This is a genomic window from Treponema primitia ZAS-1, from assembly GCF_000297095.1.
Taxonomy (GTDB): domain Bacteria; phylum Spirochaetota; class Spirochaetia; order Treponematales; family Breznakiellaceae; genus Termitinema; species Termitinema primitia_A.
The window spans coordinates 51,472-77,057 of the sequence record NZ_AEEA01000037.1; the positions used below are offsets into that span (position 1 = coordinate 51,472).

Below are 25,586 nucleotides of genomic sequence, written 5' to 3' on the forward strand. Positions count from 1 at the left end.
TTATAAAAACTCCTTAGACTACAGTACTTTATTATAGGTATAGAATTCAAGTATCAAGTCTTGGCCTTAAGTACAGATTAAACATTCTTGAAAATCAGTACCAATGTACCCTACATTTTCTCTTGACATTCGTTATACCCTTGGTTATACTTATTAGGTATGAAAACCGCAATTTCCATTGAAGACCGGGTTTACAGCGTAGCCGAGGATGCAGCAGACCGGATGGGCCTGACCCGAAGCAAGCTCTATACCCTGGCTATAGAAGAGTACCTGCGGAACCACAGCCCGGATATTCTGTTAAAGCAGCTTAACGAAGTCTACGGCAGAGAAAATTCCACTTTAGATGATGACATTCAACAAACTCAATCGGCTTTGTTTGCCGGGGAAGACTGGTAATGGTTCGTGGTGAAATCTGGTGGGCGGAACTGCCACCGCCCAGGGGTTCGGAACCTGCAAAACGGCGGCCTGTTTTGGTCATCCAGGGGGATACGTATAACCGTAGCGCCCTTAATACGGTTATTTGCGCGGTTCTTACCTCAAACCTGGAACTTGCCAAGGCGCCGCCAAATTTTCTGCTGGAGAAGGCAGTTTCCGGTCTGGAAAAAACATCGGTTATTAATTTCTCCCAAATTTTCACTATTGATAAATCGTATTTTTTAGAACAGGTTTCTATGCTTCCCAAAAGCGTCATTGAAAAAATCAATGCGGGGATAAAGCAGATATTTGAGCTTCCGTAATAAGAGGGGCGTACTAATGGCAACAGAGATAAAAGAAGTACACAATCTCAAGACCTTGCTTTCCTACTGTGGGGAACATTTAAATTGGAATATTGCCTTAGACGACCTCGAAGACATTGACGATGTTACCTACGACTTTGAAGCCAGGGACATCCATCTTAAGCCGGAAGAATTTGCCCGGATTAACTCCCTTAAACAACTCCGTCCCCTTAATGACAAACAGCCCTGGGGAATATTTGCCCTTGATTTTGAAAGCAAACGGTTTGAAGTTACCAGCCTTCGCAAAGTTCTTTCCGGTCTTATCCCTAAACGCCGTAACCGCGACCACGCGGTATGGGATAAAAAGAACCTGCTTTTCTTCTGTTTCTGGGGTGAAAAAAACAACCGGACCTTTGGGGCAGTGTATTTTGAGGATAAGGCGGCTGGATTGCCCCGGATAAAAACATTTTATTGTAATCCCCGTCTTGAAGATGCCAGGCAACTGCACAATTTTGAAGAAAAGCTAAAGCATTTAAGCTGGCCTCTTAATCCGTCCGACTCTAAGGTCTGGGTAGAAACATGGTCCACAGCTTTTACTACTGTTTATCATCAAACGATACGTGATTCCATTACCTTAACGGCCGAGCTTTCCTCTATCGCCAGGGTGATACAAAAACGTATCCTTGAAATATTCGCCATTGAGACCGAGACCGGGTATGTTCATGAACTGTATACACGATACCGAAAAACCCTTATCCATGATATGACCGCCGAACAGTTTGCCGATATGTATGCCCAGACCATGGTCTATGGCTTATTTTCTGCCCGTTGTATGAGTACAGAGGAGCATTTCGATCCCAAGCAGGCTATTGACGCTATTCCCAGCACGAATCCTTTTTTGCAAAAATTGCTCAAGGAATCTTTTACCAAACGACACGGATTGTCCTTTGATGAACTTGATTTGGGTGATATAACCCTCTTGTTACAAAATACCGATACCGTTCATATCCTTGAAGATTTTAACCGACAGACCGGCGGCGGCAGGGAAGACCCGGTTATTTATTTTTATGAAGGGTTCCTGAACGCCTATGAAAAAGAACAGAAAAAGCGGCGTGGCGTTTATTATACCCCCCAACCGGTTGTCAACTTTATGGTTCGGGCCGTTGACGATATCCTGAAAACCGAGTTCGGTATAAAAGACGGGCTTGCTTCAACCGAAACAAAAACTATCATGGCCAAAGGAAAAGGAAAGAAAGAAGAAAGCCCCCAGGTCGTACCGGCTATTCAAATCCTGGACCCCGCAACCGGTACAGGAACTTTTCTGCGGCAGATAATTCTTCAAATATGGGAAAATTTTAAATGTACACGTACCGGGGCTACTAAAAAATCTATAGAGAATCAATGGAATTACTATGTCAAAAATCATCTCCTACCCCGTCTTAACGGCTTTGAATTGATGATGGCTCCCTATGCCGTTGCCCACATGAAACTGGCAATAGCCCTGCAGGAAACTGGTTATGCCTTTGATGAAGACCAGGAACACCCTGACCGGGTAAAGGTGTTCCTTACCAATTCCCTGGAAGAAGCCGACAAAGAAGGCGGCCAGGGCATGATGTTTGAACATGACGCCCTGGCGGAAGAATCATTAGCCGCAAGGGAAACCAAAAAGAACAAGGGAATTAATGTGGTGATTGGGAATCCGCCGTATAGCGGAGAAAGCGCCAATAAGGGTGAATGGATCATGTCCCTGATGGAGGATTATAAAAAAGAACCGGGCGGGGTCGAAAAGTTAAACGAGCGGAATCCCAAATGGATAAATGATGATTATGTCAAATTTATCCGCTATGCACAGAAATATATTGAACGTTCTGGGTCAGGGATTGTTGCATATATCAATAATCATAGTTTTCTGGATAATCCAACCTTTCGAGGTATGCGCTGGAATTTGTTAAAATCCTTCGACAAAATTTATATCATTGATTTACATGGCAATAGCAAAAAGAAAGAAACAACGCCTGACGGCGATAAAGATGAAAATGTTTTTGATATTCAGCAAGGTGTAAGTATAAATATATTTGTAAAAAACGGAAAGAAAAACGCTGACGATTTAGCTGAAGCGTTTCATTTTGATTTATATGGGCTACGAGATGAAAAATACGATTTTCTTAATAAGAACAGAATTAATCTATTAAAGTGGAATAAAATATCATTACAATATTCACAATATTTTTTGACACAAAAAATATTTGACAACAAAAATGTATATGATAATGGATTTTATATAAAAAATTTATTACAGATTCATTCAGTAGGTATTGTAACATCAAGTGATTCTATATTTATTAATAGTGATAAAAAACTACTCATAAATAATATTAAACAACACTTTTCCATAGAGCCTGACAAGAAATTGATTAGATCCATTAATTATCGAATATTTGATACTCAATATATATATTATGATACCGAAAAGATCGAAAGAGCAAGAACTACTATTATGCGACATTTATTTTACAAAGAGAATATTGGTTTAATAATAGGGCGCCAAGGACAAGTAGTTGGCTCTATGGCATGGAATTTGTCTTTTTTATCAACTCAAATTACAGACTTTAATCTTTATTATAGAGGCGGTGGGGTAATATTCCCTCTTTATCTCTATCCCGATGAAGGCTATTCAAAAAAGGGCAAGCAATCCCGCCGCCCGAACCTGGACCAAATGCTTGTTAATGAGATTGCCGATAAACTCAGTCTTTCCTTTGAAAACGAAAAGTCCGGGGACAAGGATAAGTTTGCCCCTATAGACCTCTTGGATTATATCTATGCGGTCCTCCATTCCCCCAAATACCGAGAAACGTACAAGGAATTTCTCAAGATCGACTTCCCTCGTATTCCCTATCCTACGGATAAAAAAGTATTTTGGAAACTGGTTGCCCTGGGCGGGGAACTCCGGCAGCTTCATCTTTTGGAAAGTCCCCTGTTCAGCAAAGTTGATTCAGAAGAGGCTGCCGGGAAGGTTCCGGTGGATAAACCCAGGTATGAAGATGGGAAGGTCTTTATCAATGACGGCTTTTACTTTCCCGATGTCCTGCAAGCCGCTTGGGAGTTCTATATCGGCGGGTACCAGCCTGCCCAAAAGTGGCTCAAAGACCGCAAGGGACAGATTTTGAGCGGCGAGGATGTCAAGCATTACCGGAAGATCATCATGGCACTGACAGAAACAGGGCGGGTAATGAGGGAAATTGATAAAGTTGGGGTTGTATAAAGGTTGGGTAAGAGGAATATTATGATATATCATTATTGCAGTGTAGAAAATTTTATGAAAATTATTCAATCAAAAGAGATATGGCTTTTCAACACCAGACAAATGAATGATTTTCAAGAAACCCATTGGATAGATCATTTTATACTTGAGCATCTTTCTGAAAATCAAAAAATACTGGGACCGGAAAAGATTGACATGCTTTTGAAGCAATATAGTATTAATAACTGGTGGTCATATATTGCATGCTTTTCAAATGATGGGGATAAGTTAAGCCAATGGCGTGCATACGCAAATAATGCCACAGGATTTTCTATTGGATTTAATGAAGAAAAAATAGGTATAGAAAAAAAGATGCCGGGAATGGGAGGCCATTGGACCGTAGGTACCGGATATCACGAATGTATATATGATGAAATTCAGCAGAGGAATATTGTCAATTCTATTTTGGATATCGATAAATTGAAGAATGAAAGTAATGAAATGGCAGCATACAATGTAATGCCTTTACGTTTTAACTCGCTTGTTTTTAAAAACCCAAAATTCGTTGAAGAACAAGAAATTAGGTTGATGCACGTACCTGCGGTATTTACCGATAATAATAATGCTAGTGTCTTAATGGGAAATATTTCAGAAGTCAATTTTATTTGCAAGAACAATGACATTTCCTCCTATTTTAAACTGAAATTAGAAGAAAAATTTACATCTGATCTAATATCCAATATATTCATGGGACCCAAATGCAAGATTGATATAGGGGATCTACAATTTTTCCTTGCTGAAAATGGATTGAAAAAAACGCAAATTGAACGGTCAAGGGCATCCTATATATAAATGAAATTATTAATTTTGCTATGAATAAATTATCGCACGGAGCAAGAAAATGAACAACATAATAGATTATAATGTAATTGTTATGCAAATTAAAGACATCATGGCCCATGCCCGGTTGCGCATGAAATCAATGGCAGTCATCTAAAAACTTGTTGGGAGATAGGCCATATTATTGTTGAGTATGAACAAAACGGGAATATTAAGGCTGAATATGGAAAGTAACTTCTTCCGGAAATATCAAAACGACTGACCCGCGAATTAGGATCCGGTTTTTCCCGGTCAAATCTTCAAAACATGCGTAATTTTTACCTGGACATTCAGGATCATGTATCCATAATATGAAAAATCTTTTGCAGACATCCTCAAGCTGTGAAATCATCATCGACTACAACAACAGATTTAGGGTATTTTATCCCATTTTTCCCATCTATAATTTTTTGCTGATCGTCCCATTTCTAACTAATATAATAATCGGCAATATAGTACCACCTTTACCGGTAGGAGCAAAATTGTTAAAAAACTCATAATCAAGTTTGTCATTTGTAAACTATTTCCCTCTTTGAACTAGCCCAATCGTTCAATAATTTCAAAACAATCCTTCCCATACAAATAATCCTCATCGGTCTCATCAATAATCCTATACCACCCCCTCTCGATATCCAACACATCATATATCCTTCCGTGGGTCAAAGTCATAGGAGTCGATTTGCCAAGGAAACGGACTTTTAGGACTGGGGCAATAACGAATATTTCAGGTTGAAATACACAATCCACATCTTTATCATCCAGAAGCCGGTAATAATAATCATCCACAACTTCGATAACCTTATAAATCTTATCTCGTGTCAATGAACCCGGTCGGGTATCAGTTAAGCACTTAACAAACATCTACCATTACCTTTTTTATCTCGCCATAAAAATCTGTTTTATCCGCCCTTTGCGGCAAACCCGATACCTGTCCATCCCCCAATTCAATTATGGTTAAACCGCCATCCGCTTTACGGGCAATATCCATGGTAAAGAAATTACTCTGAACAGTTTTGACTATTTCCTCAAATTATCCCAATACAGGTTTCGCGCAGTCATAGTCGCCTTCCTCCCAATAAATGGCAGACTTCATCATTTCCGATGGCTTTATCCTTTTAAGGGCGTCATGAAAATTACCTTCAACCAATGCATCATAATTACATAAATATACCCCTTCCCCGACAATTCATTACCCGTACCTCTTCTTTTAACATTTTAACCCCAATGGTCATATTGTTTTTAAGCAGTTCCATAGGTGGGAGGGTGTTTTCTGGACAGCCGTTTTTATTTACCGGAAGTCCGCCGTAGATCGTATCTCGTCGCAGTACTCGCAGCGGTAGGTCCCCAGCACCGGATCCTCCAGGTGGAAGATATGCGGTACGTAGGCTTCGGTGGAAGTAACGCACCGGGGATTCTTGCAGATCAGGATGTCCTCTACCCGCTCGGGGAGCTGGAGCTTTATCTTTTCGGTGATCACTTCATTTTCAATGATATTAACGGTGATATCCGGATCGATGAGCCCCAGGAGTTCATAGTTGATAGCAATGGTGTTATCGATCTTGATGATATCCTTCTTGCCCATGTGCCGGGAACTGGCGTTAACCACAAAGGCCACCGTGTAGGGCGCCTTGCCGAGACCGAGCCAGTTGAAGATCCGTATGCCCTGGCCTGCTTTTATATGATCAATAACGATGCCGTTCTTTATCTTTGCTATGTTAAGCATTTTACACCACCCCTAACAGTGAGGATAACAGGGCCATACGCACGTACATACCGTACTTTGCCTGCTTAAAATAGGCTGCCCGGGGGTCCCCGTCCACCTCCAGGGCAATCTCGTTAACCCGCGGCAGGGGGTGGAGGATGATCATATCATCCCTGGCGGCCTTCATTTTTTCCATGGTGAGAATATAACTATCCTTGAGGCGGATGTAGTCTTCCTCGTTGAAGAACCGTTCCCGCTGAACCCGGGTCATATAGAGTACGTCCAGGTCCCCCATCACCTTTTCCAGATGGTCCGTCTCAAGGTACTCGGTCCCGGTTTTTTTCAGAATCCCCTGGGTTATATAGTCCGGAACATTGAGCTCCGGCGGGGAAATGAAGATAAGCCGTATCCCCGTGTACCGGGACAGGGCCTTAGCCAGGGAATGGACGGTACGGCCGAACTTGAGGTCCCCGCAGAACCCCACGGTAAGCCCGTCAAAATGCCCCCGCAAGCGGCGGATGGTAAGCAGGTCCGTCAGGGTCTGGGTAGGGTGATGATGCCCTCCATCGCCGCCGTTCACCACCGGTACCTCGGCATAGCGGGAAGCCACCATGGCGGCCCCTTCCTTGGGGTTCCGCATGACAATGGCGTCGGCATAGCAGGATACGGTACGGATGGTATCCGCCAGGCTCTCCCCCTTGGAGGCGGAACTGGAGCCGGGCTCGGCGAAGCCCAGGCAGGCCCCCCCCAGGCGCAGCATGGCCGCCTCAAAACTCAGCCGGGTTCGGGTACTGGGTTCAAAAAACAGGGTTGCCAGCAGCTTTCCCCGGCAGCTTTCCCGCAGATACAGCGGATCCGCCTCGATTTTTTCCGCCAAAGTAAAGAGTTCGGCCATTTCTTCTATGCTGAAATTGCCGGGTTCCACCAAATGACGCCCTTTAAGCATGTCCCCTCCCCGCGATTATCGCATTATGCAAAAAAAAACCGCCCCAAAAGGCGGATATTCATACAAAAATAAAAAACGGGCCGCACGGAACTAAACGCCGACCGCCATAACAAGCAAACAGAATCTGTTTTGTCATAATTACTTCCATAATTTCCATAAACTACGGTATTATATCAGAGGGACTTGGAAAAGGCAAGCCCCCGGGATATGCTTTACGGTATGGAGATTAATAAGGGGCAGCTAATACTATGGATAGCTCGATAATTCTGTTTTTTCTCTCCATCATTATCTTCACTGTTGTTTTCTATATATTGGCCCTGCTCTGGTTTACCGATACGCGTAACCGCCGGCTGACGGGCTTTTTTACCCTGGGCGCCGCCATCGCCCTCGGGATCTTTTTTAACGCCATCGACATGGTTATCAGGATGGAACTGTTACCCTTCGTCTTTACCCTGCGTTCCATTGCCCTGTCGGCATTCCCCTACTGCGTCTTTGCCTTTGCCCGGTCTCTTACGGACATCAAGTTCTTTAAATCCAAAACGATCAATGCAATAAGTTGGATTTTGCTGGTTCTGGATATCCTTATCATCCTGACCAACTCCCTGCATCACCTGTACTACCGGGCCTATACTTATCCCCGGCCGGAATATGCCCAAGCATTCCTGGTCCACTACGTGTTTTTAATAGTAGTCTGGGTTCTGGGTATCATCCTCCTGCTTCACCATGTGGTTAAAAAGACGCCAAACCGGTTCCACGTGCTCCTCCTGACCCTGGCATCCATACTTCCCATGGTCCTCAATATGTTATTCACCCGGGGAATTTTCCTCTTCAACCTGGAACACGATATAGTTCCCTTCGGCTGTTTCATCATGTTTATCACCTTCGCCATACTCTTAAATCCGGCGGAACAGTTCAATCTCCAAACCATTGCCTACAGCAGTATCCTTACGGCCTTTACGGACTTTTATCTTGTGGTGGACACCAACAATATTATTATCGATACCAACATGACTGCGGACCGGCTGGACATACGCTTAAACATGGTCCCGGGAAAGCTCACGGTGTTCGGCATGATCTCCCAGATATACCCCCTAACGGCTCATACCGAGCCGGCCAATTTCTTTGCGGAACTGGCGGATTTTTCCAAGCCCTTTCCGGGCGGAGAAATAAGCATCCGCACCCCCCATGGGGACCGGACCTTTACCACCACCCGGCAGGAACTGTACGTGGGGAAGCGCTTTACCGGCTACACCATGATCTTTACCGATGTCAGCGTCTACCGCGGTATGATCCGGGAGATAAACCATCAGAAGGAACAGCTTGAGATACTCAAGGAAACCGCCGAATCCGCCAACGCCGCCAAGAGCAGCTTCCTGGCCAATATGAGCCACGAGATGCGCACCCCCCTGAACGCCGTCATCGGCCTTTCGGAACTGGAATTGGGAAGGGAAAATGGGGAGATGCATCCGGAAACCCGGGAAAATATCGAAAAGGTCTACAGCTCCGGAATGACCCTCCTGGGGATCATCAACGACATTCTGGATATTTCCAAGATCGAATCGGGCCGCTTTGAACTTATCCCGGCGGAATACGATACCCCCAGTTTGATTAACGATACGGTGACCCTGAATATCGTACGCATAGGCAGTAAACCTATTGTCTTTACCCTGGATATTGAGGATGATCTGCCCGCAAAGCTCATCGGCGACGAACTGCGAGTAAAACAGATCCTCAACAACCTCCTGAGCAACGCCTTTAAGTATACCCGGGAAGGTTCGGTACGCCTGGGCATCTCCTGTAACAAGGAAGGGAATGCGGTCCGGCTCAGGATCCGGATCAGCGACACCGGGATCGGCATAAAACCTGAGGATAGGGATCTGCTTTTCCACGACTATCAGCAGGTAGACACCGGGGCTAACCGTAAAATAGAAGGAACCGGTCTGGGGCTTTCCATCACCAAACGGATGGTGGAGATGATGGGCGGAAGGATCTCCGTGGAAAGTGAATACGGTAAGGGGAGCGTTTTTTCCTTTGACATACTCCAGGGCTTTGTAAACGATACCGTCATAGGCCCGGGGATGGCAGAAAACCTGCGGCAGTTTAAGTATTCCATGAGCCGCCGGGACCGAAACAGAAGTATTGTGCGGGCTTACATTCCCTACGCAAAAGTCCTGGTGGTGGACGATGTGGCCATCAATTTGGATGTAGCCCGGGGCATGCTCAAGCCCTACGGCATGACCGTGGACTGTGTTACCAGCGGTCAGAGAGCCATCGATCTGGTCCGTGCCGCGGAGATTAAGTACAACGCCATCTTCATGGATCACATGATGCCCGAGATGGACGGTGTTGAAGCGGTTAAAAAGATCCGCAGCGAAATAGGTACCGAATACGCCAAAACCGTGCCCATTATCGCCCTTACCGCAAATGCCATCCTGGGCAATGAGGAATTCTTTCTAAACAACGGTTTCCAGGCATTCCTCTCCAAGCCCATTGATATTATGCGGATGAATGAAGTTATAAACCGTTGGGTCCGGAACAAGGAGCTTGAAAAAAATCTGCCTAAGGAACAGGAACTGCCGGAGCAGGCTCCGAAGAGTGGGATCCTGGCGGATAAAAAAATAAGCGGCCTCGATTTTGTCAAAGCCCTGGAACGGTTCGGCGGAGACGAGGCATACCTGGAAACCCTCCGCTCCTACGTAACCCACACCCCATCGCTGCTGGAAAAACTACAAAGCGAAGCAGCCCTGGGGGACTACGCCATTACGGTCCACGGCATTAAGGGTTCCAGTTACGGTATCTGCGCAGACCCGGTGGGAAAGCTGGCGGAACAGTTGGAACTGGCCGCTAAATCGGGAGACCAGGCATTCGTAAAATCCAATACCCCCCACTTCATTGCGGAAACACAAAAACTCCTCGAAGGTATCAATGCCCTGCTTAAAACCCTGGATGGGGAAAATTCAAAACCCAAAAAACCCACGCCTGATACGGAACTTCTGGCTCAGATACGGGCTGCCGCGGCAAACTATAACATCGCCGATCTGGACACCGCTATAGAGGAGCTGGAACGCTATACCTACGAATCGCAGCAGGATCTTGTCGCCTGGATTCGGGAGCAGATAGATTTATCGGAGTTTGATCTAATCTGTAAACGCCTGGATACCCGGTGAAGCCATGCGCAGACTGGGTTTTCGAAAGCACACAACTGGTCGGGGGGGCCTGTCAGGAAGGAAAGGTATGGGGCCTCCCAGAGGGTCCCTCCATACCTTTCCTTCCTGACACCCCACTCCGTACTAATTGACGGTGTGCTTCCGTGCCTCGTGGGCGCATGGCTTCACCGGGCTGGTTCGCAGAACCGGTGTGGCAGGGTGGGTAGATGGACCTGCTTAGCCTTGCCACTAAATTGCGCTTTTAGCTATGCGGTTCGCCAAACTACGTTTCTAACTAAACCCCAAGCGGCATACATCGTTATGCGAAATAGGCCCCCTATGGACCCCCTAAACGGCTCGGGAACGCACAACAGGATCCGTTATCGGGGGTGACAGTGGGGAAAATATCAGGGGGACCCTTTGGGGGTTCCTGATATTTTCTCCAGCTGGCAGGACCCCATACTTCGTTTCAGTGCGTTCCCGGTAACCTAATCGGGTCCATAGGGGGTCGGGCTATTGACATTTTTTTTGGCATTGTCTATATTACTAGTATTCTGATATGTTTTATATGATATATCGGCTAGGATATACAAGAAGGGTGGTATCAATTCTATGGCTTTTCGTAATATGGTTAGCTATTCCATATATTAAAGAGGAAAAGCTCATGATTACCGTTAAGGGAGTATCAAAACAATATGCCTCGGTGTCCGCCCTTCAAACTGTGGACCTTAGTATCCCCACAGGAGGTATTTACGGCATTATCGGGAGAAGCGGCGCCGGGAAATCGACCCTGCTGCGGATACTGAGCCTCCTGGAGGCCCCGGACAGCGGGGAAGTGTTTTACGGGGATGAACGGGTGGATAGTCTGAGGGGCAGGGAGCTTTTGTTAAGGCGGCGGCGGATGGGTATGATTTTTCAGAATTTTAACCTCCTGGGCTCCCGGAATGTGGCGGGGAATATCGCCTATCCCCTGGAAATTGCGGGACTTCATAAGAAGCAGATCCAGGAACGGGTGGATGAGCTGCTGGAATTAGTGGATATACGGGATAAACGAAAGGCCCGGCTCCGGGAACTTTCCGGCGGACAGAAGCAGCGGGTGGCCATAGCCCGGGCCCTGGCGGCAAAACCGGAGGTGCTTTTCTGCGATGAGGCGACCAGTTCCCTGGATCCCCAGACGACCCGGTCCATACTTTCCTTGATCCGGGATCTCCACGAGAAGCTGCATATTACGGTAGCCCTGGTTACCCACCAGATGGAGGTTATCCGGGCGGTGTGCCAGGAAGTGGCGGTGATGGAAGGGGGGCGCATTGTGGAAACCGGAAGCGTAGAGGCGGTATTCGAGGCGCCGAAGACTGGGGCCGCAAAGGAGTTGATCCATGGATAAGGAAAAACTGTTTGCCCTCCTGAGCCTCCTCCCCCAGGCCACGGCGGATACGGTCTACATGACCCTGGCCTCCGCGCTTTTTGCCTGCATCCTGGGCTTCCCCCTGGGGGCCTTTCTCTACTGCACTTCCCCCGCAGGGCTTAGTCCCCGGACACTGCCCTACAATGCGCTGTCCCGTATCGTGAACCTGTTCCGTTCCCTTCCGTTTATCATCCTGATGATCCTGCTCATCCCCCTGTCCCGGTTCATCATCGGTACCAGTATCGGGCCCACGGCGGTGATAATCCCCCTGTCCATTGCGGCGGCCCCCTTTGTGGCACGGATCGTGGAGGCGGCCCTCTCTGAAGTTGACGGCGGGGTACTGGTTGCGGCAAAGGCCATGGGGTCCACCAATATGCAGATCATCCGGAAGGTGCTGATCCCCGAAGCCCTGCCGGCCCTGGTTTCCGGTCTGGCCCTGACCATCATCAACCTGATCGGCTACTCCGCCATGGCCGGGGCTATAGGCGGCGGCGGACTGGGGGATCTGGCCATACGGTACGGTTACTACCGGTTCAGGACCGATGTAACCATTGCGGCGGTGATCATCATCCTGATCCTCGTAGAAATAGTGCAGCTTACCGGCACCGCAGTAAGCCGCAGTTTGTTATCGAAACGATAAATTTCCCCGGGGAATCCCGAAGGAAATCTATTGAAATATTTTTTAATTCCATAAGGAGGAATTACATGAAAAACACACGAAGTGTGAAGATTTTTGTTGGCCTGCTCATTGCGGGCGCCCTGGTTTTCGGTCTGAACCAACCGGTACACGCCGGCGGTAAAAAAGAGGCAGCCGGCTCGGGGAGTACCCTTACGGTGGGGGCCACCCCGGTTCCCCATGCGGAACTGCTCAACCTGGTCAAGGAGGATCTGGCGGCAAAGGGTATTACCCTCAAGGTGGTGGAATTCACCGACTATGTGACCCCCAACACGGCCCTCATTGCGGGGGATCTGGACGCCAACTTCTTCCAGCACATTCCCTACCTGGCAAGCAACGCCGAGTGGAACGCCGCCCTGATTTCCGCCTTTGGGGTTCATATTGAACCCTTCGGGATCTATTCCAATTCCATCAAGGATATTGCGGATCTTAAAGAAGGCGCCACCATTGCCATTCCCAACGATCCCTCCAACGGCGGCCGGGCTCTGTTGCTGCTTCAATCCAAGGGCATCATCACCCTCAAGGCTGATGCGGGCATAACCGCCACCATCCAGGATATTACTGCCAATCCCAAGAACCTGAAGTTCCGGGAACTTGAGGCTGCCCAGCTTCCCCGGTCCCTGGCGGACGTGGATGCCGCGGCCATCAACGGTAACTACGCCCTGGAAGCGGGTCTCAACCCCGCCAAGGATGCCCTGATCATTGAGGGAGCGGACTCCCCCTATGTAAACATCGTGGTGGTGAAAAAGGGTAACGAAAATGACAGCCGGATACAGGCCCTATCACAGGCCCTACGGTCCGCGAAGATCAAGGACTACATCACCAAGACCTGGACCGACGGAAGCGTGGTAGCGATTTTCTAGAACCCGATTGTTCATACCCTATGGTATGTGTATAAAAAAGCCGCCCGATTAGGCGGCTTTTTTTGGGATCGGGGGGCCGATTTATGCGTAGAGTAATTTGCCCTTAGGAACAGGAATATCCCGACCCAAAAGGTGAGCCGTTTCAAGCCATTCAAAGATGACCACATCGGCATTTTGAACCGCTTCGCTGTAGGATTGACCATCGGCCATACATCCGGCTAATTCCGGAACTTCCGCAATGTACGCATTATCAATATCGCTCCAATAAACAATAATTTCATATTTATTCATGTGGTACCTCCAGTTGATACTTTACCATGATATTCCGCACCTGTTTCACTTGGTACGGTTTTGCCTGGGAACCATTCGGCTGGATATTGATAATTTCAGAAATATCCGGCCGGTAATATATATGATGGCTTCCTTTTATCCGTTCAGAGAAACCAAGGGCAAGCAATAAATGGGTGATTTCCGAGAACCTGAATGATTGGTCTTGCCTTCCGGATAAAATGCTCTGTACCAGTTTATCATACGTACCCATTACTGTTAAAAATAACTTACCACACATTTTTTAGCAAGGGCACGTCCTGAATAGCGTGGTAGCGATTTTCTAAAAACTTTGCTATCCTTGTTTCATGGCGAGCCCTAAACAGGAACTTCGAAAAACCCTAAGGCGGCAGCTTGCGGAACTCAGTCCGGAAATCTTCCGGAACGAAGGTATCCGGGCGGCGGAATTTATGGCGGCTTATCCAGCCTGGACGAACGCCGAAACGATATTGCTCTTCCTCTCCGCTCCCGGAGAAATCGAAACGGCGCCCCTTTTGGACCTGGCCTTTAAGCAGGGGAAAAAGGTTTTTCTGCCCAAGGTTGAGGGGGATATCGCGCGGTTTTTCCGTATCAAGTCTGCCGAGGGTCCCTGGCAAACCGGGGCTTTCGGTATACGGGAACCTTTAATTGGAGAACTGTCCGAAGAGTTTCCATCCCCGGCCGGGAAAATTCATACCCCTGGCGAGAAGGCAGCGCTGATGGTAGTGCCTGGCATGGCCTTCGATAAGCAGGGCAACCGCATGGGCCATGGCAAGGGGTATTACGACAAGTTTTTCGCCAAGCTGGACGGGCTCGGCGTGCCCTATATTAGGGTGGCGCTTTGTCTGGAACAACAGATACTGCCCGAAGTGCCGACCGATCCTTGGGATAAAAAGATGGATACCATTTGCTCCGGAGCGGGTTTAATGAGTATTTTATAGTAATAGAAACAAACACAAAGGCGGAACACATGGGTAGGATAAAAAGCGCTCTGGAATTGGCCCTGGAAAGGACCGAATCCGTAAAGAGCGATAAGGGCACCATTGATCAGTTTGAGGCAAAGCAGCGGGGGAAAAAGCTGGCCAATGCTTTTTTGGAGAATCCCAAGGACGGGCTGGAGGGGGAATTGAAAAAGACCCCCAAGGAACAGCTGGGAGCTCTGAAACAGGGCATATTCGATGTGCTTATTGCCCAGGTTACCCTTCCGATTACCAAGGATGATGAAAAACGGATCGAAACCGCCGGGAAGGGCCTCCAGGCGGTGATTGGGGATTCCCGTTTCGGGGGGTTGTACAAACAATTCCTTCAGGCGCTTTCCCAGTATTTAGGCGAACTGGCCCAGTACGACGAAGCCATACGCCGGCAGTATGCCCCCAAGCTACGCCAAAAGGAAGAAGAACTGGCCCGGCGCCTTGGCCGGCATGTGCAGATAGACCCCTTCCAGGACCCGGAATTCGTGGCATTTTACAATCAGAACATGAACGCCCTCAAGGGTAACTACCAGGCTATGGCGGATGAGGTCCGGAAACAGGCGGCGGAGCTGTTTGGACAGCCCTGACCTTACCTGGACCGGGTATAAAAAGTTTTAAGCTCCTCCATGGGGGCAATTTTTGTCCGGGGGCCGGACAGGGTAAGGGGAAGGGGCTCGATGTAGACAAGCCTTTCCCCCAGAAATCCCAGCTGTAAAAAAAGCCCCTCATCCCCGCCGCCGGTATTTTCCATCCCCGCAAAGACAAAATTCCCCAGGGACCAGAAGATGGGCTTACCGTCAATCCACTCAAAGCCCTGAACGATGTGGGGATGGGAGCCGATGATGATATCCGCCCCGGCCTTGATCAGCTCCGTGTATATGCCCCGGGTCCGGGCGTCCGGCGCGGTGGTCCACTCGCTGCCCCCATGGAAGAACACCATGTCCAGGGCTTCGGTGGAAAACCTTTCCTTCAGCTTGTCCGCTCCGCCCCGGCCGGCATGGAGTATCCCCGGTTTGTTTTCCCCGGCGGTTATAGAAAGGCCATCCCAGCCGCTGGCTTCACGGGGATAGGATGCTATGCCAAAAGCATGAACCGGGAGAAGCCCCGTTCCGTCCCCGGTAAACACAAAGGGCGATGCGGCGGCTTCCAGGTTCCGCCCCGCGCCAAGTATGCCGATACCGGCGGCTTCCAGGTGGCTCAGGGTATCCAGAAAAGCATCGGGGCCGAAATCGTAGATATGGTTATTGGCCAGGAGCACCGCGTCAATACCCGCTTGCTGCAAAGCTCCGGCCATTACCGGGGGAAAGCGGAAGTTGTAGGTCTTCTCCACCCTGCTTCCCCGGCTGCTCACCGCTCCTTCCAGGTTCACGATAGCAAGGTCCGCCGCCATAAACAGACCGGCGGTTTCTCCAAAGATTCCCCCGGGCCCTTCCCGGAGGAGTATGTCCCCGGCGCCGCGGCCCAGCATCAGGTCGCCGGCAGTGGCAAGCCAGAACAGCCGGGGTCTGGTTTCCAGCAGCGGATCCGCCGCCAGGAGCCGCTCCCGTAATAGGGTTTCAATTTCTATCCTCAGAGACTCTACCCTAGCCTCTTTTTTTCTATCCCGACCTCCCTGCCCTTCCGTATCTGCCGGGAACCGTGCCCTGGTTTCCCAGATCAGGGGGTAACCCTCATCTCCAGCCGAAAGGCCATCCACCCGGAGGGCTATCATCGGGGGGGATAATTCCCGCAGGGGTACCAGGGTCTCCGCTCCGGCCAGACAGGCTTCGAGGGTGGTATCCCTCCGGCCATTCTGGGCAGTATCCCGGGGAACCAGGTAGGTCCTGGATAGGGTAAAGGCTTCGCTATGGGAAACGTCGTTATTTTCAACTTCAAACTGCCATTGGGAATAGAGCTCCAGGGTCAAATCCCGGACGATGCTATCCGGCTGGACCAGACTCAGGTCTGATGGAAGCTGGTTCGCCCCTTCAAGGAGCCCCTGGGTGAAGGAATACGCAGTTTGAAACTCCGCTTCACGAAAATTCGCTTCCAAGGGGGTAGCTTCCGAGAAATTACGGCCAATAATCCCCAGGGTGATCAACATTGGACCCTTACAGGACGAAAAGCTGAGAAAAATTAGGAATAAAAAGACGGAAAGCTTCGGCGACGGGCGCGTTTTCGCTCTAGTCCCTAGACCTTTTTGGTGATATAGTCACTTTTAAGGCAGCGGGCGCAGATCTTAAGGGTTACCGTGGTACCCTGAATTTCGGTCTTTATCTTGAGTAAATTCGGCTTCCAGGTACGCCGGGTATGATTCTTTGCGTGGCTTACCTTATTTCCGGTGATGGTGTGCTTGCCGCAAATATCGCAGGTACGGGACATAATAACCTTCCTTTCGGAGTAAATTGCTCTATGAGTTTAGTAGTATAGCGGAAAATAAAAATAATGTAAAGTGAGATTCAAGACTTAAGATGATTTTCCGATATTAGTAAAGAGGAGAGTCTAATGTTGCAACGAAAATCGTTCTACCTTGTGATAGCCGCCCTTGTTTTCGGCGGTTTATACCTTTGGGCGGGGGATAACGCGTCTTTTGTCGACCTTGGATTTTCTCCTGACGGCAGGGTGTATATGTTTGCCCAATACGGGGTCGAATCAAGAACCCTCAGACCCTGGGCGGATCTGGGGGTGGTGGATGTGCCCAGGAACAACTTTGTACCCGGAGGCAGGGTTTCTTATACCCATACCGATACGGTAGTCCCGGGTCAGGATGGCTCCGGCGCCCTGTTCAGGCTCATTACCCAGAATAGTACCCTGGCGGATCGCTACGGGATCAATTTCCTTCGCCAGGGACAGCCCCTCTTTATTTCCCTGGAAACCTCTAATGGCCCGGGGGATGGCGGTGAGACCATCGAATTCCGGGATTTCCAGACCAATACATCCTACAAAGCCACGGTGATCCCTACCCTTGAAGGATACGGCGCCAATATGAAATCCTCCTTTGTTATCAATGTTGAAAAAACTGCCAGGGACGGTTCCAAACGGTCCTATACCGTGGGTACCCCCCAGATAAAGCGGCCCCTGATCAGCTCCTACCGTATACGGAAAGTAATGACCGCCCCCCAGGATGGTTCACTTATTTTTGTAATCGAGATGAAGAAACCCGGGGAAGGGGGTTTTGATCTCCGTTACATGGTGGAAGCCCTGAAACTTTAAAAAAACCTTCTTTTTTTCTCCCCGGGTAAAGCAAAAAATTCCTCCGCAGCATATTGCGGGCGGAGGCAATTATGTCAAAGAATATTTTATGGGGAATCGTCCTGCTGGTTCTGGGCTTCGCCGCCTGTACCTGCTCCACCGAGCAGGCCATACAGAAGGTCCTGGGGTCCAGCGCGGAAACACCGGTATTCCTGGGGGTTAAGGCCCTGAGTTCAAAGGAAATCGAATTTACCTTTTCCAAACCCATCGAAGTATCGTCGATCAATTTTGATCCCCCCCTGGAGATCCAATCCATAAGCGGCGGAACTTCGGCATTGGTGAACCTAAAGGAACTCATGCGGGGGGGTGAACGGATCGTGGCGGATCTCCTGGTGGAGGATGAATTGGGGAATACCCTGGGGGTGCTGATACCCTTCCGTTCCAGGAACGACCGGATTCCCGGTTTGATTATCACGGAGCTGCGCACGGAATACGCCAACCCCAAGGCGGAATTTGTGGAGCTTAAAACCCTCAGCCCGGGAAACCTGGGGGCAATCCGGCTCTTTACCGCCGGAACGGGCATGGCGGAGCCGGTATTCGAGTTCCCCCCAACGGAGGTTAAAGCCGGGGAGTACCTGGTTCTGCATCTACGGACCCTGGATCCCACAAGTGAGAACGAAACCGGCGATAATCTCGCCCTTTCCCCAGGGACTGAGGCCCTTCCGGACGCCCGTGACTTCTGGGTTCCCGAAGCGCTTAAACGGCTGCGGAAAACCGATGTGGTGATACTGCTGGATCAGGATGATACGGTGCTGGATGGGGTGCTTCTCAGCGAAAACCCCGACAATACCTGGGCAAAGGAGGATCTAAGCCAGGCGGCGGATATTCTGGCAGGCCAGAAAGCCTGGCTTCCCGCAACGGGAGGAGGCCGGAGCCTGAGCCCCCGGGATGCGGTCTCCACCAAAGGGGTTACGGCAACCAGAACCCTCTGCCGGGACGAGGCCGCTAAGGATACGAATAGCGCCGCCGACTGGTACATCACTGCCACCAGCCAGGCCAGCCCGGGGAAACCGAACAGCGATAAGCGGTACGAACCTAAATAAAGGCTTTGAAAAAATTCACTATCTCATGCTTGGGCATAGCGCCGGCCGCTTGGGCCTGGATCTTGCCGCCCTTATAGAGAGCCAGGGTCGGGATAGACACCACATTGTGCTGTCCCGCCAGGTCTCCCTGCTCATCGACGTTGATCTTACCAACCTTGAGGCGGCCCGAATATTCACCGGCGATATCCTCCAGCATGGGGGCTATCATCTTACAGGGACCGCACCAGACGGCCCAAAAATCAACTAAAACCGGGATAGGGGACTGCAGAACCTCGGCGTCAAAATTATCCTTAGTTATCGTTACTTCACTGCTCATGGAAGACTCCTTACGTTTAATATGTTAAGTTTACTGAATTCGTTGGATTTTTACAACGATTTTTGATGGTTGCTTTTTTTATTTTTTTCCAGCAGAATTTTGTATTATAACATTGGAGTATAGTATGGATGTTTATGAAGAAAGCTATCCCGTGGGTTTTACCGCGGTGGATGAATCCGGGTATTTAAGTATGGCGGCGGCTTTTGATTATTTTCAAGAGGCGGCCATACGGCACGCGGAGGCTTTGGGGGTTGGCAGGGCGCCCATGGCGGAAATCCGGCAGGGCTGGGTGCTTTCCCGGATGTCCGTATTGATGGAAAAGCGGCCCCGGCAGGAGGAGCAGATCACGGTCAGGACCTGGCCACGGGGCTGGGAAAAGCTTTTTGCCATCCGGGATTTTGATATACTGGATAGGGCGGGTATCCCTATTGTGCGGGCCAGAAGCTGCTGGCTCATAGTCGATATTGATAAGCGGCGGCCCCTGCGGCCCCAGGCAACAATGGAGAAGCTGCCCCTAAACGAGGGCCGGGACTCCCTTGCGGACGGAGGGAGCAGCCTGGAGACAATGGAAGCAGCGGGGTATCACCCGGAGAAGCTTGGGGAACGACGGGCGGCCTATTCGGATATAGACTTCAACGGACACATGAACAATGCCCGGTATGTCCAATGGATCCAGGATATCACCGACCCGGATGCCCTGACAAAAGCAAAAGCCATGCGGCTGGATATCAACTACCTGAACGAGATTAAACTGGGGGAAACCATGGAGATCCGGACCGTGTCAGTTCCCCAAGGCACATTCATTGAGGGGCGCCGGACCGGCGACGGGCAGGCGGCGTTCCGTGCGAAACTGCGGCTCAACCCTGCCGTTTAGAAGCCCATACGGAAACCAATATCTACGCCAAAGCCCGCGCCCTGAAAGCTTTCTAAAAACTCCTGGGACTGGGTTGTTACTCCGATACCAATCTCAATGATCCGGAAGTTAAGGGTGAAGCCCAGCCGCTCTTTCCAAAGCAGATCTTCATAATGGAGACCCACATCAAATATAAAAATGTCGGCCAGATTCAGTTCACCAATCACCCCTAAATCCGCATAAATCGGCGTATCATAGATGCTGTTGAATACCAGGGCAAGCGCCGGCTTAATAGTTAGCAGCCGTACATTGAAGGGCCGGTAGACCATATCAACACCGACCTTAAAGGGACGGAAAATAACCTTCTGGCTCGTACCATATTCGTCATTGGTCTCAAATTCCGGGGCGCCATCATCATCATCGTCGTTCATGATGTCCATAACATGTTCAATATCCTCGGCGGTAAAGTTAAAAACCCCGCTTAGGGAATATTTATCCGAAAGCTGCGCCGGGAAAAAGGGAACATGCGTTATGGTACCGCCCAGGATGAGGTTGTGAGACAGGGGATACTCTCCCCGCAGGGTTATATCCACTCCGCCCTTACTGAGTATGCTCCCCACATCTATGTTGCTGGTATCATCAAGAGAAAAGGGGGTGTATAGTTCAGCCTTGTATTTCCCTGATACAGAAAGGGTACCATCGTCCTTGGCTGAAAAAGAATATTTCACCGTAGGTTTGCCCAAATACGCCAGGGGCACGAAGTAAGCCGGCTGGACAGTAAATTTAATTCTCCTGAACCTTGAGGAAGTCCAAAAACCGGTTTCCAGGAAAGAGGCCGCACCAAGACCGAAGTTATCGGCATAGGTTTCTTTCCGGGAGTTTCCCTTGGTCAGTAATTCCATCAGGGACTGGGGAATCTTAAACTGCCCCATGGCATCCACACCGGCAAACACACCGACGCCCCAATTGACTCCCAGGTTAACATTAAGAAAGGTCCTCCCATGGGTATCAAAAAAAACACCGAACCCATTCTTAAGCTCGCTGCTTATGTTAGATAAATCCAGGGTGACGGTTTCCTGCATGATGTCCCTTGTCCCCAGATAACTGTTCGCAAAGGATGCGTCAACGTCAAAACCCCATTCAATAAAACGATGGGATTGATCCTGCGCCCAGAGGGACAGGGTACATAAAAAAAGGATAGCTGCGCTAATTTTTTTCATAAAATTGAAGAAATTTCCTGTTCCGTTTCGATTTCGGCGGAAAAGTTGATACTGCCGAGCCTGCCATTCCGCAAGAAAGCCAGGGGAAGAACATTGCCCTCATCATCCTTGCTCGGAACAATGATTATCCTGGGTATATAGGGGTTACTCTCCTTAATAAGGTCTATTTTATCCCCGCCCACATATATCCCGACATTACGCTTCAAAGAAAAATCAAAAAGAAGACCAAGAATGTCCTCGTCAGGATCATTTATATGCTTTTCCTCTACAAGATAGATTTTTCCGCTGTTGAACAGATTCTCGCCGGATCTGAACCCAAGTCCAAACTGCAGGGATTTAAGGGTATCAAACAAAGAATCATCCCCGGGATCGCGCTGGAAGAGATCGCTTTCCCCAAGCTGATCAAAAACAAGCCCCGCCACATCCGGATTCCTCACCGTAAACTGCATGGGCAGGAGGATAACCATTTTGACAGATATTTTCTGGGACTCCTGACCTTCCTGGGTCCCCGAAGCAGCCGGCGGCTCTATATGCAAATGTCCAATCTTGATTATATACTCCAGGGTTAATTGACTGCGGCTGTTCATTATTTCATTGAAATCTTCTATTAGTTCTCCGCCCCCAGGCAGATTATGTACCACCTCCGAACCGTGGTGCCGCTCCTCTTTAGCAACATTCAATACGAAGGAAGGAATAGCCTGCGCCTGTTTCCCCGGCATGGGTCCAAAGGGTTCCTTGTGTTCTGCTACACCATAGGTAATGTTTAAATATAAATCCGGCTTAAAATCTTCGGGACCAACAATAAACAACTGGGCTATAGTTCCTACAAAAGCCAGATCGTCTATCATGGAGTTTTCACCACCGCCGAAATCCAGATTCATTTCCTGTTTTCCTTCGAATCTTCCTTCATTACCCGGATCAATCTCGGCACTAATCCAGTCAAACACCAGTTCTACGGTCCCCTTTACCACCGTATAGGGCTCCCCGGGGATAACGTTATTAAGTGTCAGGACTCCTACGGAGGGGATATAGCCCTTGGGCAGGAAGTTGAATGTAAAATCCAATTTTCCATTATCGTCCGAACTAGCATCCCTGGGTCTCAGTGTCAATCCATCATGGTTGGTAAAGAAATTCGGCCCCATATTGAGGGGTTCATACACAGGACTGGCAGCAGTATCGTTAATTTTAAGTGCACCAGAGCTAACCGCCATTTTTAAACCGTCGGCGACTTCGGTGACATCGAGGCACAGCCCCACCCCCTTATCGGCCCCTCCGGCACTAAAGGTGATTTCCTCAACCATGCTGCTCATATCGCCGAGATCTTCTATAATTGTCTGGGTTAAGTTCATATCGCCTGTTGAACAGTCGATGAGTACTTCGCTGAACTTACTGATGTCCATTTTAGCCGTATAGCTTTGATCAAGCATACTATCACGTACATTGCTGAAAGAACCATTAGTTGCGGAGATCAATAGATTTCCGATCAACGCAATATTATTGAGGTTAAGGAATTGTCCCTTCAGGGTCCCGCCGGATTTATCGGCAAAATTTAATCCTGGATATGTACCTGTAGGTGCAATCTTAGGATACTGGGTTAGGATGAATTTAGTATCGTCGGCAAGCTTGAAGTTTTGCCACCCGGCGGGCCAGATAAGATTTATGTCAAACTGCCCCACATCGATTGTGCCCTGAAGAAATTCCTTGGAGTCAATATCAAGGCTGATGGAAGGAATATTTATGTTAATTGGTATGCTCGTCGGCAGGTTAACCCCGGTAGCGGCGGAAAGTGCAACATCGCCTTTGGAAACGGTTACGGTTACCGCAGAAGCGCTCGAAGCAATGTAACTGATTTTTACCCATACTTTTTTAGGAAGCGAGTTTGAACCCTGGAGAAAAATTATACTGGAATTTGAAGGGGTACCGGATGGGGTACCCAGCCTCAGGGCATTGGTTGAACCTTGGGACCCGTATAATCCGATGCTGGAAACAGTTATTGCCGAACTAAATTTAAGCGTAATATACCCGGATTGGAATATCGCCGTTTCAAACCCGTTGCCCAAGGTAAACTCCAGCGATCCCGAATCCGCTGTACCGGTCAGCGAACCAAGGGGGAAATTATCCGTAGGGGGGCCTACAATGGCGGAAAATATACTGTCCAGAGGCAGGGCTACGGTGCCGGTGATATCGGTTTTCCCCGGGGATTCCATAAAAAAACTCTTATCAATAGTTTCCGCATCCTCATTGGCGCTGATATTTTTCTTTAAGTCCAGATCCAGATCCGTAATTGTTTGGCTTAACAGGAAGGTTTGGATGTGCTCCGTATCTTCATCGTTGTAATAATCATACACATCGGGAGAATCGTCACCCTCCTCCAAGGCATCTTTGATAGCGCTAAATACATTTTCATCCAGGTATTTATCAAAATAATCACTGCCCACGGGGAGGTTGATGGTAGGATGCGCCTTTACCTTCACTTTGGAGGGGAGTGTGGGGATAGAAGTAGGGATACCGCAGGAAAGGAGTAAAGTCACGAACGCTACGGAAATAACGATATGTATGTGTAGGGTTTTCACTGAAATACTCCTTATTTTATTAATGTAGCGCATCCTTAATAAAAATCAAACCCCTCCGGAAAAAATCTCCCCCTAGGGAAGGAGGCGTTATTTCAAGGCGCTTTGGAGGTCCCGGCGATCTATGCCCCAGTTCCGGCCAAATTGCTCCAAGAGCCGATCCGAAAGGGCCATGAAGGGGGCAAATATTGGGACGCCTTCCGGGAACAGGGCGCTGAGCTCGTGGGGAAAAACACCTCGGTTGACGATGAGTTCCCAAAACCGGGCGAAATTTTTGATCCGATCCAGATCCTCCGGGGGCATTACTGCGGTTTCCAGAACTTCGTAGGGCGGGTTGGGGTTAAAGCGCATCCCAAAGGGTTCGATGTGCCGGTTCATGGCGGTTCCGGGAAGACACTTTAGGATGCCAAGTTGGATTTCCGTGGGGCGGACCTGCCAGAGCCGGTCGAAGCCCCGGGCGAAGGACGCCATATCCTCCCCGGGGAGCCCCGCAATAAGATCGGCGTGAACTATAGCCTGGGTTTCCCGGCGCAAAAAATCCAGAACTTCCAGTTCCCGTTCCGGATCCACCGGCCTGCCGATACGGGCCGCAGTTTCCCTGTTCAGGGTCTGTATTCCCAGTTCCAAACGGAGACTTCCCGGGGGAAACCGGGTAAGCGCTTCCCGCAGTTCCCGGGGGAACCGAGAGGGGACCATCTCGAAGTGAACGTACATGGGGGGTTCCAGGCGTTCCAGAAAAAATTCCAGGATCCGCCCTGCCCGTTCTATATCCAGATTAAAGGTCCGGTCTAAAAATTTAAAACTCCGCGCTCCCCGGGCGATCAGGATTTCCATTTCCCCAAGAAATTTGTCCAGGGGAAATTCCCGCACCCGCCGGTTCAAGCGGCCCCATTGGGCCGCACTGCTCAAACAAAACTCGCAGCCAAAGGGACAGCCCCGGGAGGCTTCCACATAGCTGAGTTTCCGGGTCAGGTCTTCGGCGGTGTAGAGCCGGTACCCCGGATCGATGAGCGCAGGATCCACAGGGGGCGCGTCGATAAATTTGGGCAAAATGGCTGTAGGCGCCGGTTCCAGGATACGGGTGCACAGCTCCCGGAAGGCTATCTCGCCTTCACCGCGGATTACGTAATCCGCGTACCGGAACAGCTCTGCGTCCGGCTGCAGAAAGGAAGCCTCCGGACCGCCCAGAACAATGATTGGGCGAGGGGCGGCCCCGCCGGGGACGCCTTCATCGGCCCAGACCGGGTCCAGGGCTTTCAGCAGTTCCACTGTGGCGGTATGGTTCCAGATGGAGACCGAGATACCCAAAACACGGGGCCGGGCCGCCAGGATGGGGGCGGTCTTTTCCGCCAAGGGCTGGCGCAGGGCAAATTCCAGGATTTCACAGCGGGGCTCAAGGGCGCCCAGGTTGGCCTTGAGGAGGCGCAGGGCCAGGGAGGGGTGGATCCACTTGGCATTGATTGTAGAGAGGAGTATGTCGGACATGGTATCAAACAATTGCC

The 25,586-nt window shown here is 49.5% G+C and carries 26 protein-coding genes; 13 read left to right on the forward strand and 13 right to left on the reverse strand.

Annotated elements, in window-relative coordinates:
* The first annotated feature begins 159 nt into the window (after nt 1–159).
* Both TPRIMZ1_RS0105935 and TPRIMZ1_RS0105940 read left to right on the forward strand, forming a co-directional pair.
* Complete coding sequence (locus tag TPRIMZ1_RS0105935) at nt 160–396, forward strand: hypothetical protein (RefSeq protein ID WP_010256294.1); 237 nt, start codon at nt 160–162, stop codon at nt 394–396.
* Nucleotides 396–737: a type II toxin-antitoxin system PemK/MazF family toxin gene (locus TPRIMZ1_RS0105940; RefSeq protein WP_010256296.1), complete on the forward strand. Its 342-nt coding sequence runs from the start codon at nt 396–398 to the stop codon at nt 735–737. The genes TPRIMZ1_RS0105935 and TPRIMZ1_RS0105940 overlap by 1 nt, the downstream gene beginning before the upstream one ends.
* Before the next feature lie 97 nt (nt 738–834).
* Here TPRIMZ1_RS0105940 and TPRIMZ1_RS20680 read toward each other — a convergent pair whose 3' ends face one another.
* Nucleotides 835–1,218 carry a hypothetical protein gene (locus TPRIMZ1_RS20680; RefSeq protein WP_198429904.1) on the reverse strand — a complete coding sequence of 128 codons (384 nt, stop codon included), beginning with the start codon at nt 1,216–1,218 and terminating at the stop codon, nt 835–837.
* Nucleotides 1,219–1,479: 261 nt separating this feature from the next.
* On the opposite strand from TPRIMZ1_RS20680, the gene TPRIMZ1_RS0105945 reads away from it, so the two are divergent.
* Both TPRIMZ1_RS0105945 and TPRIMZ1_RS0105950 read left to right on the forward strand, forming a co-directional pair.
* Entirely contained in the window at nt 1,480–3,978 is a 2,499-nt protein-coding gene (locus TPRIMZ1_RS0105945; protein WP_198429905.1) for a type ISP restriction/modification enzyme, read from the forward strand.
* Between the two features lie 54 nt (nt 3,979–4,032).
* Nucleotides 4,033–4,809 (forward strand): DUF2971 domain-containing protein, encoded by a 777-nt coding sequence (locus TPRIMZ1_RS0105950; RefSeq protein ID WP_198429906.1) that lies wholly within the window; start codon nt 4,033–4,035, stop codon nt 4,807–4,809.
* A gap of 564 nt (nt 4,810–5,373) precedes the next feature.
* Here TPRIMZ1_RS0105950 and TPRIMZ1_RS18530 read toward each other — a convergent pair.
* The 4 genes from TPRIMZ1_RS18530 to pyrB all read right to left on the reverse strand — a co-directional run bounded on the left by TPRIMZ1_RS18530 (nt 5,374) and on the right by pyrB (nt 7,484).
* Nucleotides 5,374–5,622 (reverse strand): hypothetical protein, encoded by a 249-nt coding sequence (locus TPRIMZ1_RS18530; protein WP_157784183.1) that lies wholly within the window; start codon nt 5,620–5,622, stop codon nt 5,374–5,376.
* A 64-nt stretch (nt 5,623–5,686) separates the two neighbouring features.
* Entirely contained in the window at nt 5,687–5,857 is a 171-nt protein-coding gene (locus TPRIMZ1_RS21110) for an ATP-grasp domain-containing protein (protein WP_420082992.1), read from the reverse strand.
* Nucleotides 5,858–6,124: 267 nt separating this feature from the next.
* The gene (locus TPRIMZ1_RS0105970; RefSeq protein WP_010256306.1) at nt 6,125–6,559 is read right to left on the reverse strand and encodes an aspartate carbamoyltransferase regulatory subunit; all 435 of its coding nucleotides are present in this window, start codon (nt 6,557–6,559) and stop codon (nt 6,125–6,127) included.
* 1 nt (nt 6,560) lies between these two features.
* Nucleotides 6,561–7,484: an aspartate carbamoyltransferase gene (gene pyrB, locus TPRIMZ1_RS0105975; RefSeq protein ID WP_010256307.1), complete on the reverse strand. Its 924-nt coding sequence runs from the start codon at nt 7,482–7,484 to the stop codon at nt 6,561–6,563.
* Nucleotides 7,485–7,732: 248 nt separating this feature from the next.
* Between pyrB and TPRIMZ1_RS0105980 the strand changes: the two genes are divergently transcribed.
* The 4 genes from TPRIMZ1_RS0105980 (at nt 7,733) to TPRIMZ1_RS0105995 (ending at nt 13,574) form a co-directional block, all read left to right on the forward strand.
* Entirely contained in the window at nt 7,733–10,651 is a 2,919-nt protein-coding gene (locus tag TPRIMZ1_RS0105980) for an ATP-binding protein (RefSeq protein WP_010256308.1), read from the forward strand.
* Between the two features lie 643 nt (nt 10,652–11,294).
* Entirely contained in the window at nt 11,295–12,014 is a 720-nt protein-coding gene (locus tag TPRIMZ1_RS0105985; RefSeq protein ID WP_010256309.1) for a methionine ABC transporter ATP-binding protein, read from the forward strand.
* Entirely contained in the window at nt 12,007–12,675 is a 669-nt protein-coding gene (locus tag TPRIMZ1_RS0105990; protein WP_010256311.1) for a methionine ABC transporter permease, read from the forward strand. The genes TPRIMZ1_RS0105985 and TPRIMZ1_RS0105990 overlap by 8 nt, the downstream gene beginning before the upstream one ends.
* Before the next feature lie 65 nt (nt 12,676–12,740).
* The gene (locus tag TPRIMZ1_RS0105995; RefSeq protein ID WP_010256312.1) at nt 12,741–13,574 is read left to right on the forward strand and encodes a MetQ/NlpA family ABC transporter substrate-binding protein; all 834 of its coding nucleotides are present in this window, start codon (nt 12,741–12,743) and stop codon (nt 13,572–13,574) included.
* Nucleotides 13,575–13,655: 81 nt separating this feature from the next.
* Here the strand turns inward: TPRIMZ1_RS0105995 and TPRIMZ1_RS0106000 are convergent, their stop codons facing one another.
* The gene (locus TPRIMZ1_RS0106000) at nt 13,656–13,865 is read right to left on the reverse strand and encodes a type II toxin-antitoxin system HicB family antitoxin (protein WP_010256314.1); all 210 of its coding nucleotides are present in this window, start codon (nt 13,863–13,865) and stop codon (nt 13,656–13,658) included.
* Nucleotides 13,858–14,142 (reverse strand): type II toxin-antitoxin system HicA family toxin, encoded by a 285-nt coding sequence (locus TPRIMZ1_RS21115; RefSeq protein ID WP_420082991.1) that lies wholly within the window; start codon nt 14,140–14,142, stop codon nt 13,858–13,860. Before TPRIMZ1_RS21115 ends, TPRIMZ1_RS0106000 begins: the two co-directional genes overlap by 8 nt.
* A gap of 67 nt (nt 14,143–14,209) precedes the next feature.
* On the opposite strand from TPRIMZ1_RS21115, the gene TPRIMZ1_RS0106010 reads away from it, so the two are divergent.
* Both TPRIMZ1_RS0106010 and TPRIMZ1_RS0106015 read left to right on the forward strand, forming a co-directional pair.
* Nucleotides 14,210–14,821, forward strand: a complete 612-nt coding sequence (locus TPRIMZ1_RS0106010) for a 5-formyltetrahydrofolate cyclo-ligase (RefSeq protein WP_010256318.1) — start codon at nt 14,210–14,212, stop codon at nt 14,819–14,821.
* Nucleotides 14,822–14,850: 29 nt separating this feature from the next.
* Complete coding sequence (locus TPRIMZ1_RS0106015) at nt 14,851–15,438, forward strand: DUF6657 family protein (protein ID WP_010256321.1); 588 nt, start codon at nt 14,851–14,853, stop codon at nt 15,436–15,438.
* A 2-nt stretch (nt 15,439–15,440) separates the two neighbouring features.
* Here TPRIMZ1_RS0106015 and TPRIMZ1_RS0106020 read toward each other — a convergent pair whose 3' ends face one another.
* Nucleotides 15,441–16,934 carry a CapA family protein gene (locus tag TPRIMZ1_RS0106020; RefSeq protein ID WP_010256324.1) on the reverse strand — a complete coding sequence of 498 codons (1,494 nt, stop codon included), beginning with the start codon at nt 16,932–16,934 and terminating at the stop codon, nt 15,441–15,443.
* Between the two features lie 86 nt (nt 16,935–17,020).
* Nucleotides 17,021–17,212, reverse strand: a complete 192-nt coding sequence (gene rpmB / locus TPRIMZ1_RS0106025; RefSeq protein WP_010256327.1) for a 50S ribosomal protein L28 — start codon at nt 17,210–17,212, stop codon at nt 17,021–17,023.
* Nucleotides 17,213–17,335: 123 nt separating this feature from the next.
* Here rpmB and TPRIMZ1_RS0106030 point away from each other — a divergent pair, with 123 nt between their 5' ends.
* Both TPRIMZ1_RS0106030 and TPRIMZ1_RS0106035 read left to right on the forward strand, forming a co-directional pair.
* Nucleotides 17,336–18,043: a DUF2259 domain-containing protein gene (locus tag TPRIMZ1_RS0106030; RefSeq protein WP_010256332.1), complete on the forward strand. Its 708-nt coding sequence runs from the start codon at nt 17,336–17,338 to the stop codon at nt 18,041–18,043.
* Nucleotides 18,044–18,114: 71 nt separating this feature from the next.
* On the forward strand, nt 18,115–19,125 hold the full coding sequence (locus TPRIMZ1_RS0106035; protein WP_010256335.1) for a hypothetical protein: 1,011 nt from the start codon (nt 18,115–18,117) through the stop codon (nt 19,123–19,125).
* On the opposite strand, the gene trxA is transcribed toward TPRIMZ1_RS0106035, so the two are convergent.
* Nucleotides 19,118–19,441 carry a thioredoxin gene (gene trxA / locus TPRIMZ1_RS0106040; RefSeq protein WP_010256336.1) on the reverse strand — a complete coding sequence of 108 codons (324 nt, stop codon included), beginning with the start codon at nt 19,439–19,441 and terminating at the stop codon, nt 19,118–19,120. The two genes, TPRIMZ1_RS0106035 and trxA, sit on opposite strands and share 8 nt — an antisense overlap.
* 124 nt (nt 19,442–19,565) lie before the next feature.
* Here trxA and TPRIMZ1_RS0106045 point away from each other — a divergent pair, with 124 nt between their 5' ends.
* Entirely contained in the window at nt 19,566–20,315 is a 750-nt protein-coding gene (locus TPRIMZ1_RS0106045) for an acyl-[acyl-carrier-protein] thioesterase (protein WP_010256337.1), read from the forward strand.
* On the opposite strand, the gene TPRIMZ1_RS0106050 is transcribed toward TPRIMZ1_RS0106045, so the two are convergent.
* From TPRIMZ1_RS0106050 to TPRIMZ1_RS0106060, 3 genes are all read right to left on the reverse strand, one after another.
* On the reverse strand, nt 20,312–21,514 hold the full coding sequence (locus TPRIMZ1_RS0106050) for a hypothetical protein (protein ID WP_010256338.1): 1,203 nt from the start codon (nt 21,512–21,514) through the stop codon (nt 20,312–20,314). The genes TPRIMZ1_RS0106045 and TPRIMZ1_RS0106050 overlap by 4 nt on opposite strands.
* Nucleotides 21,511–24,087 carry a hypothetical protein gene (locus TPRIMZ1_RS0106055; protein ID WP_010256339.1) on the reverse strand — a complete coding sequence of 859 codons (2,577 nt, stop codon included), beginning with the start codon at nt 24,085–24,087 and terminating at the stop codon, nt 21,511–21,513. The genes TPRIMZ1_RS0106050 and TPRIMZ1_RS0106055 overlap by 4 nt, the downstream gene beginning before the upstream one ends.
* Nucleotides 24,088–24,174: 87 nt before the next feature.
* Nucleotides 24,175–25,581, reverse strand: coding sequence for a B12-binding domain-containing radical SAM protein (locus tag TPRIMZ1_RS0106060; protein WP_010256340.1), 1,407 nt, complete (start codon nt 25,579–25,581; stop codon nt 24,175–24,177).
* Nucleotides 25,582–25,586 lie beyond the last annotated feature (5 nt).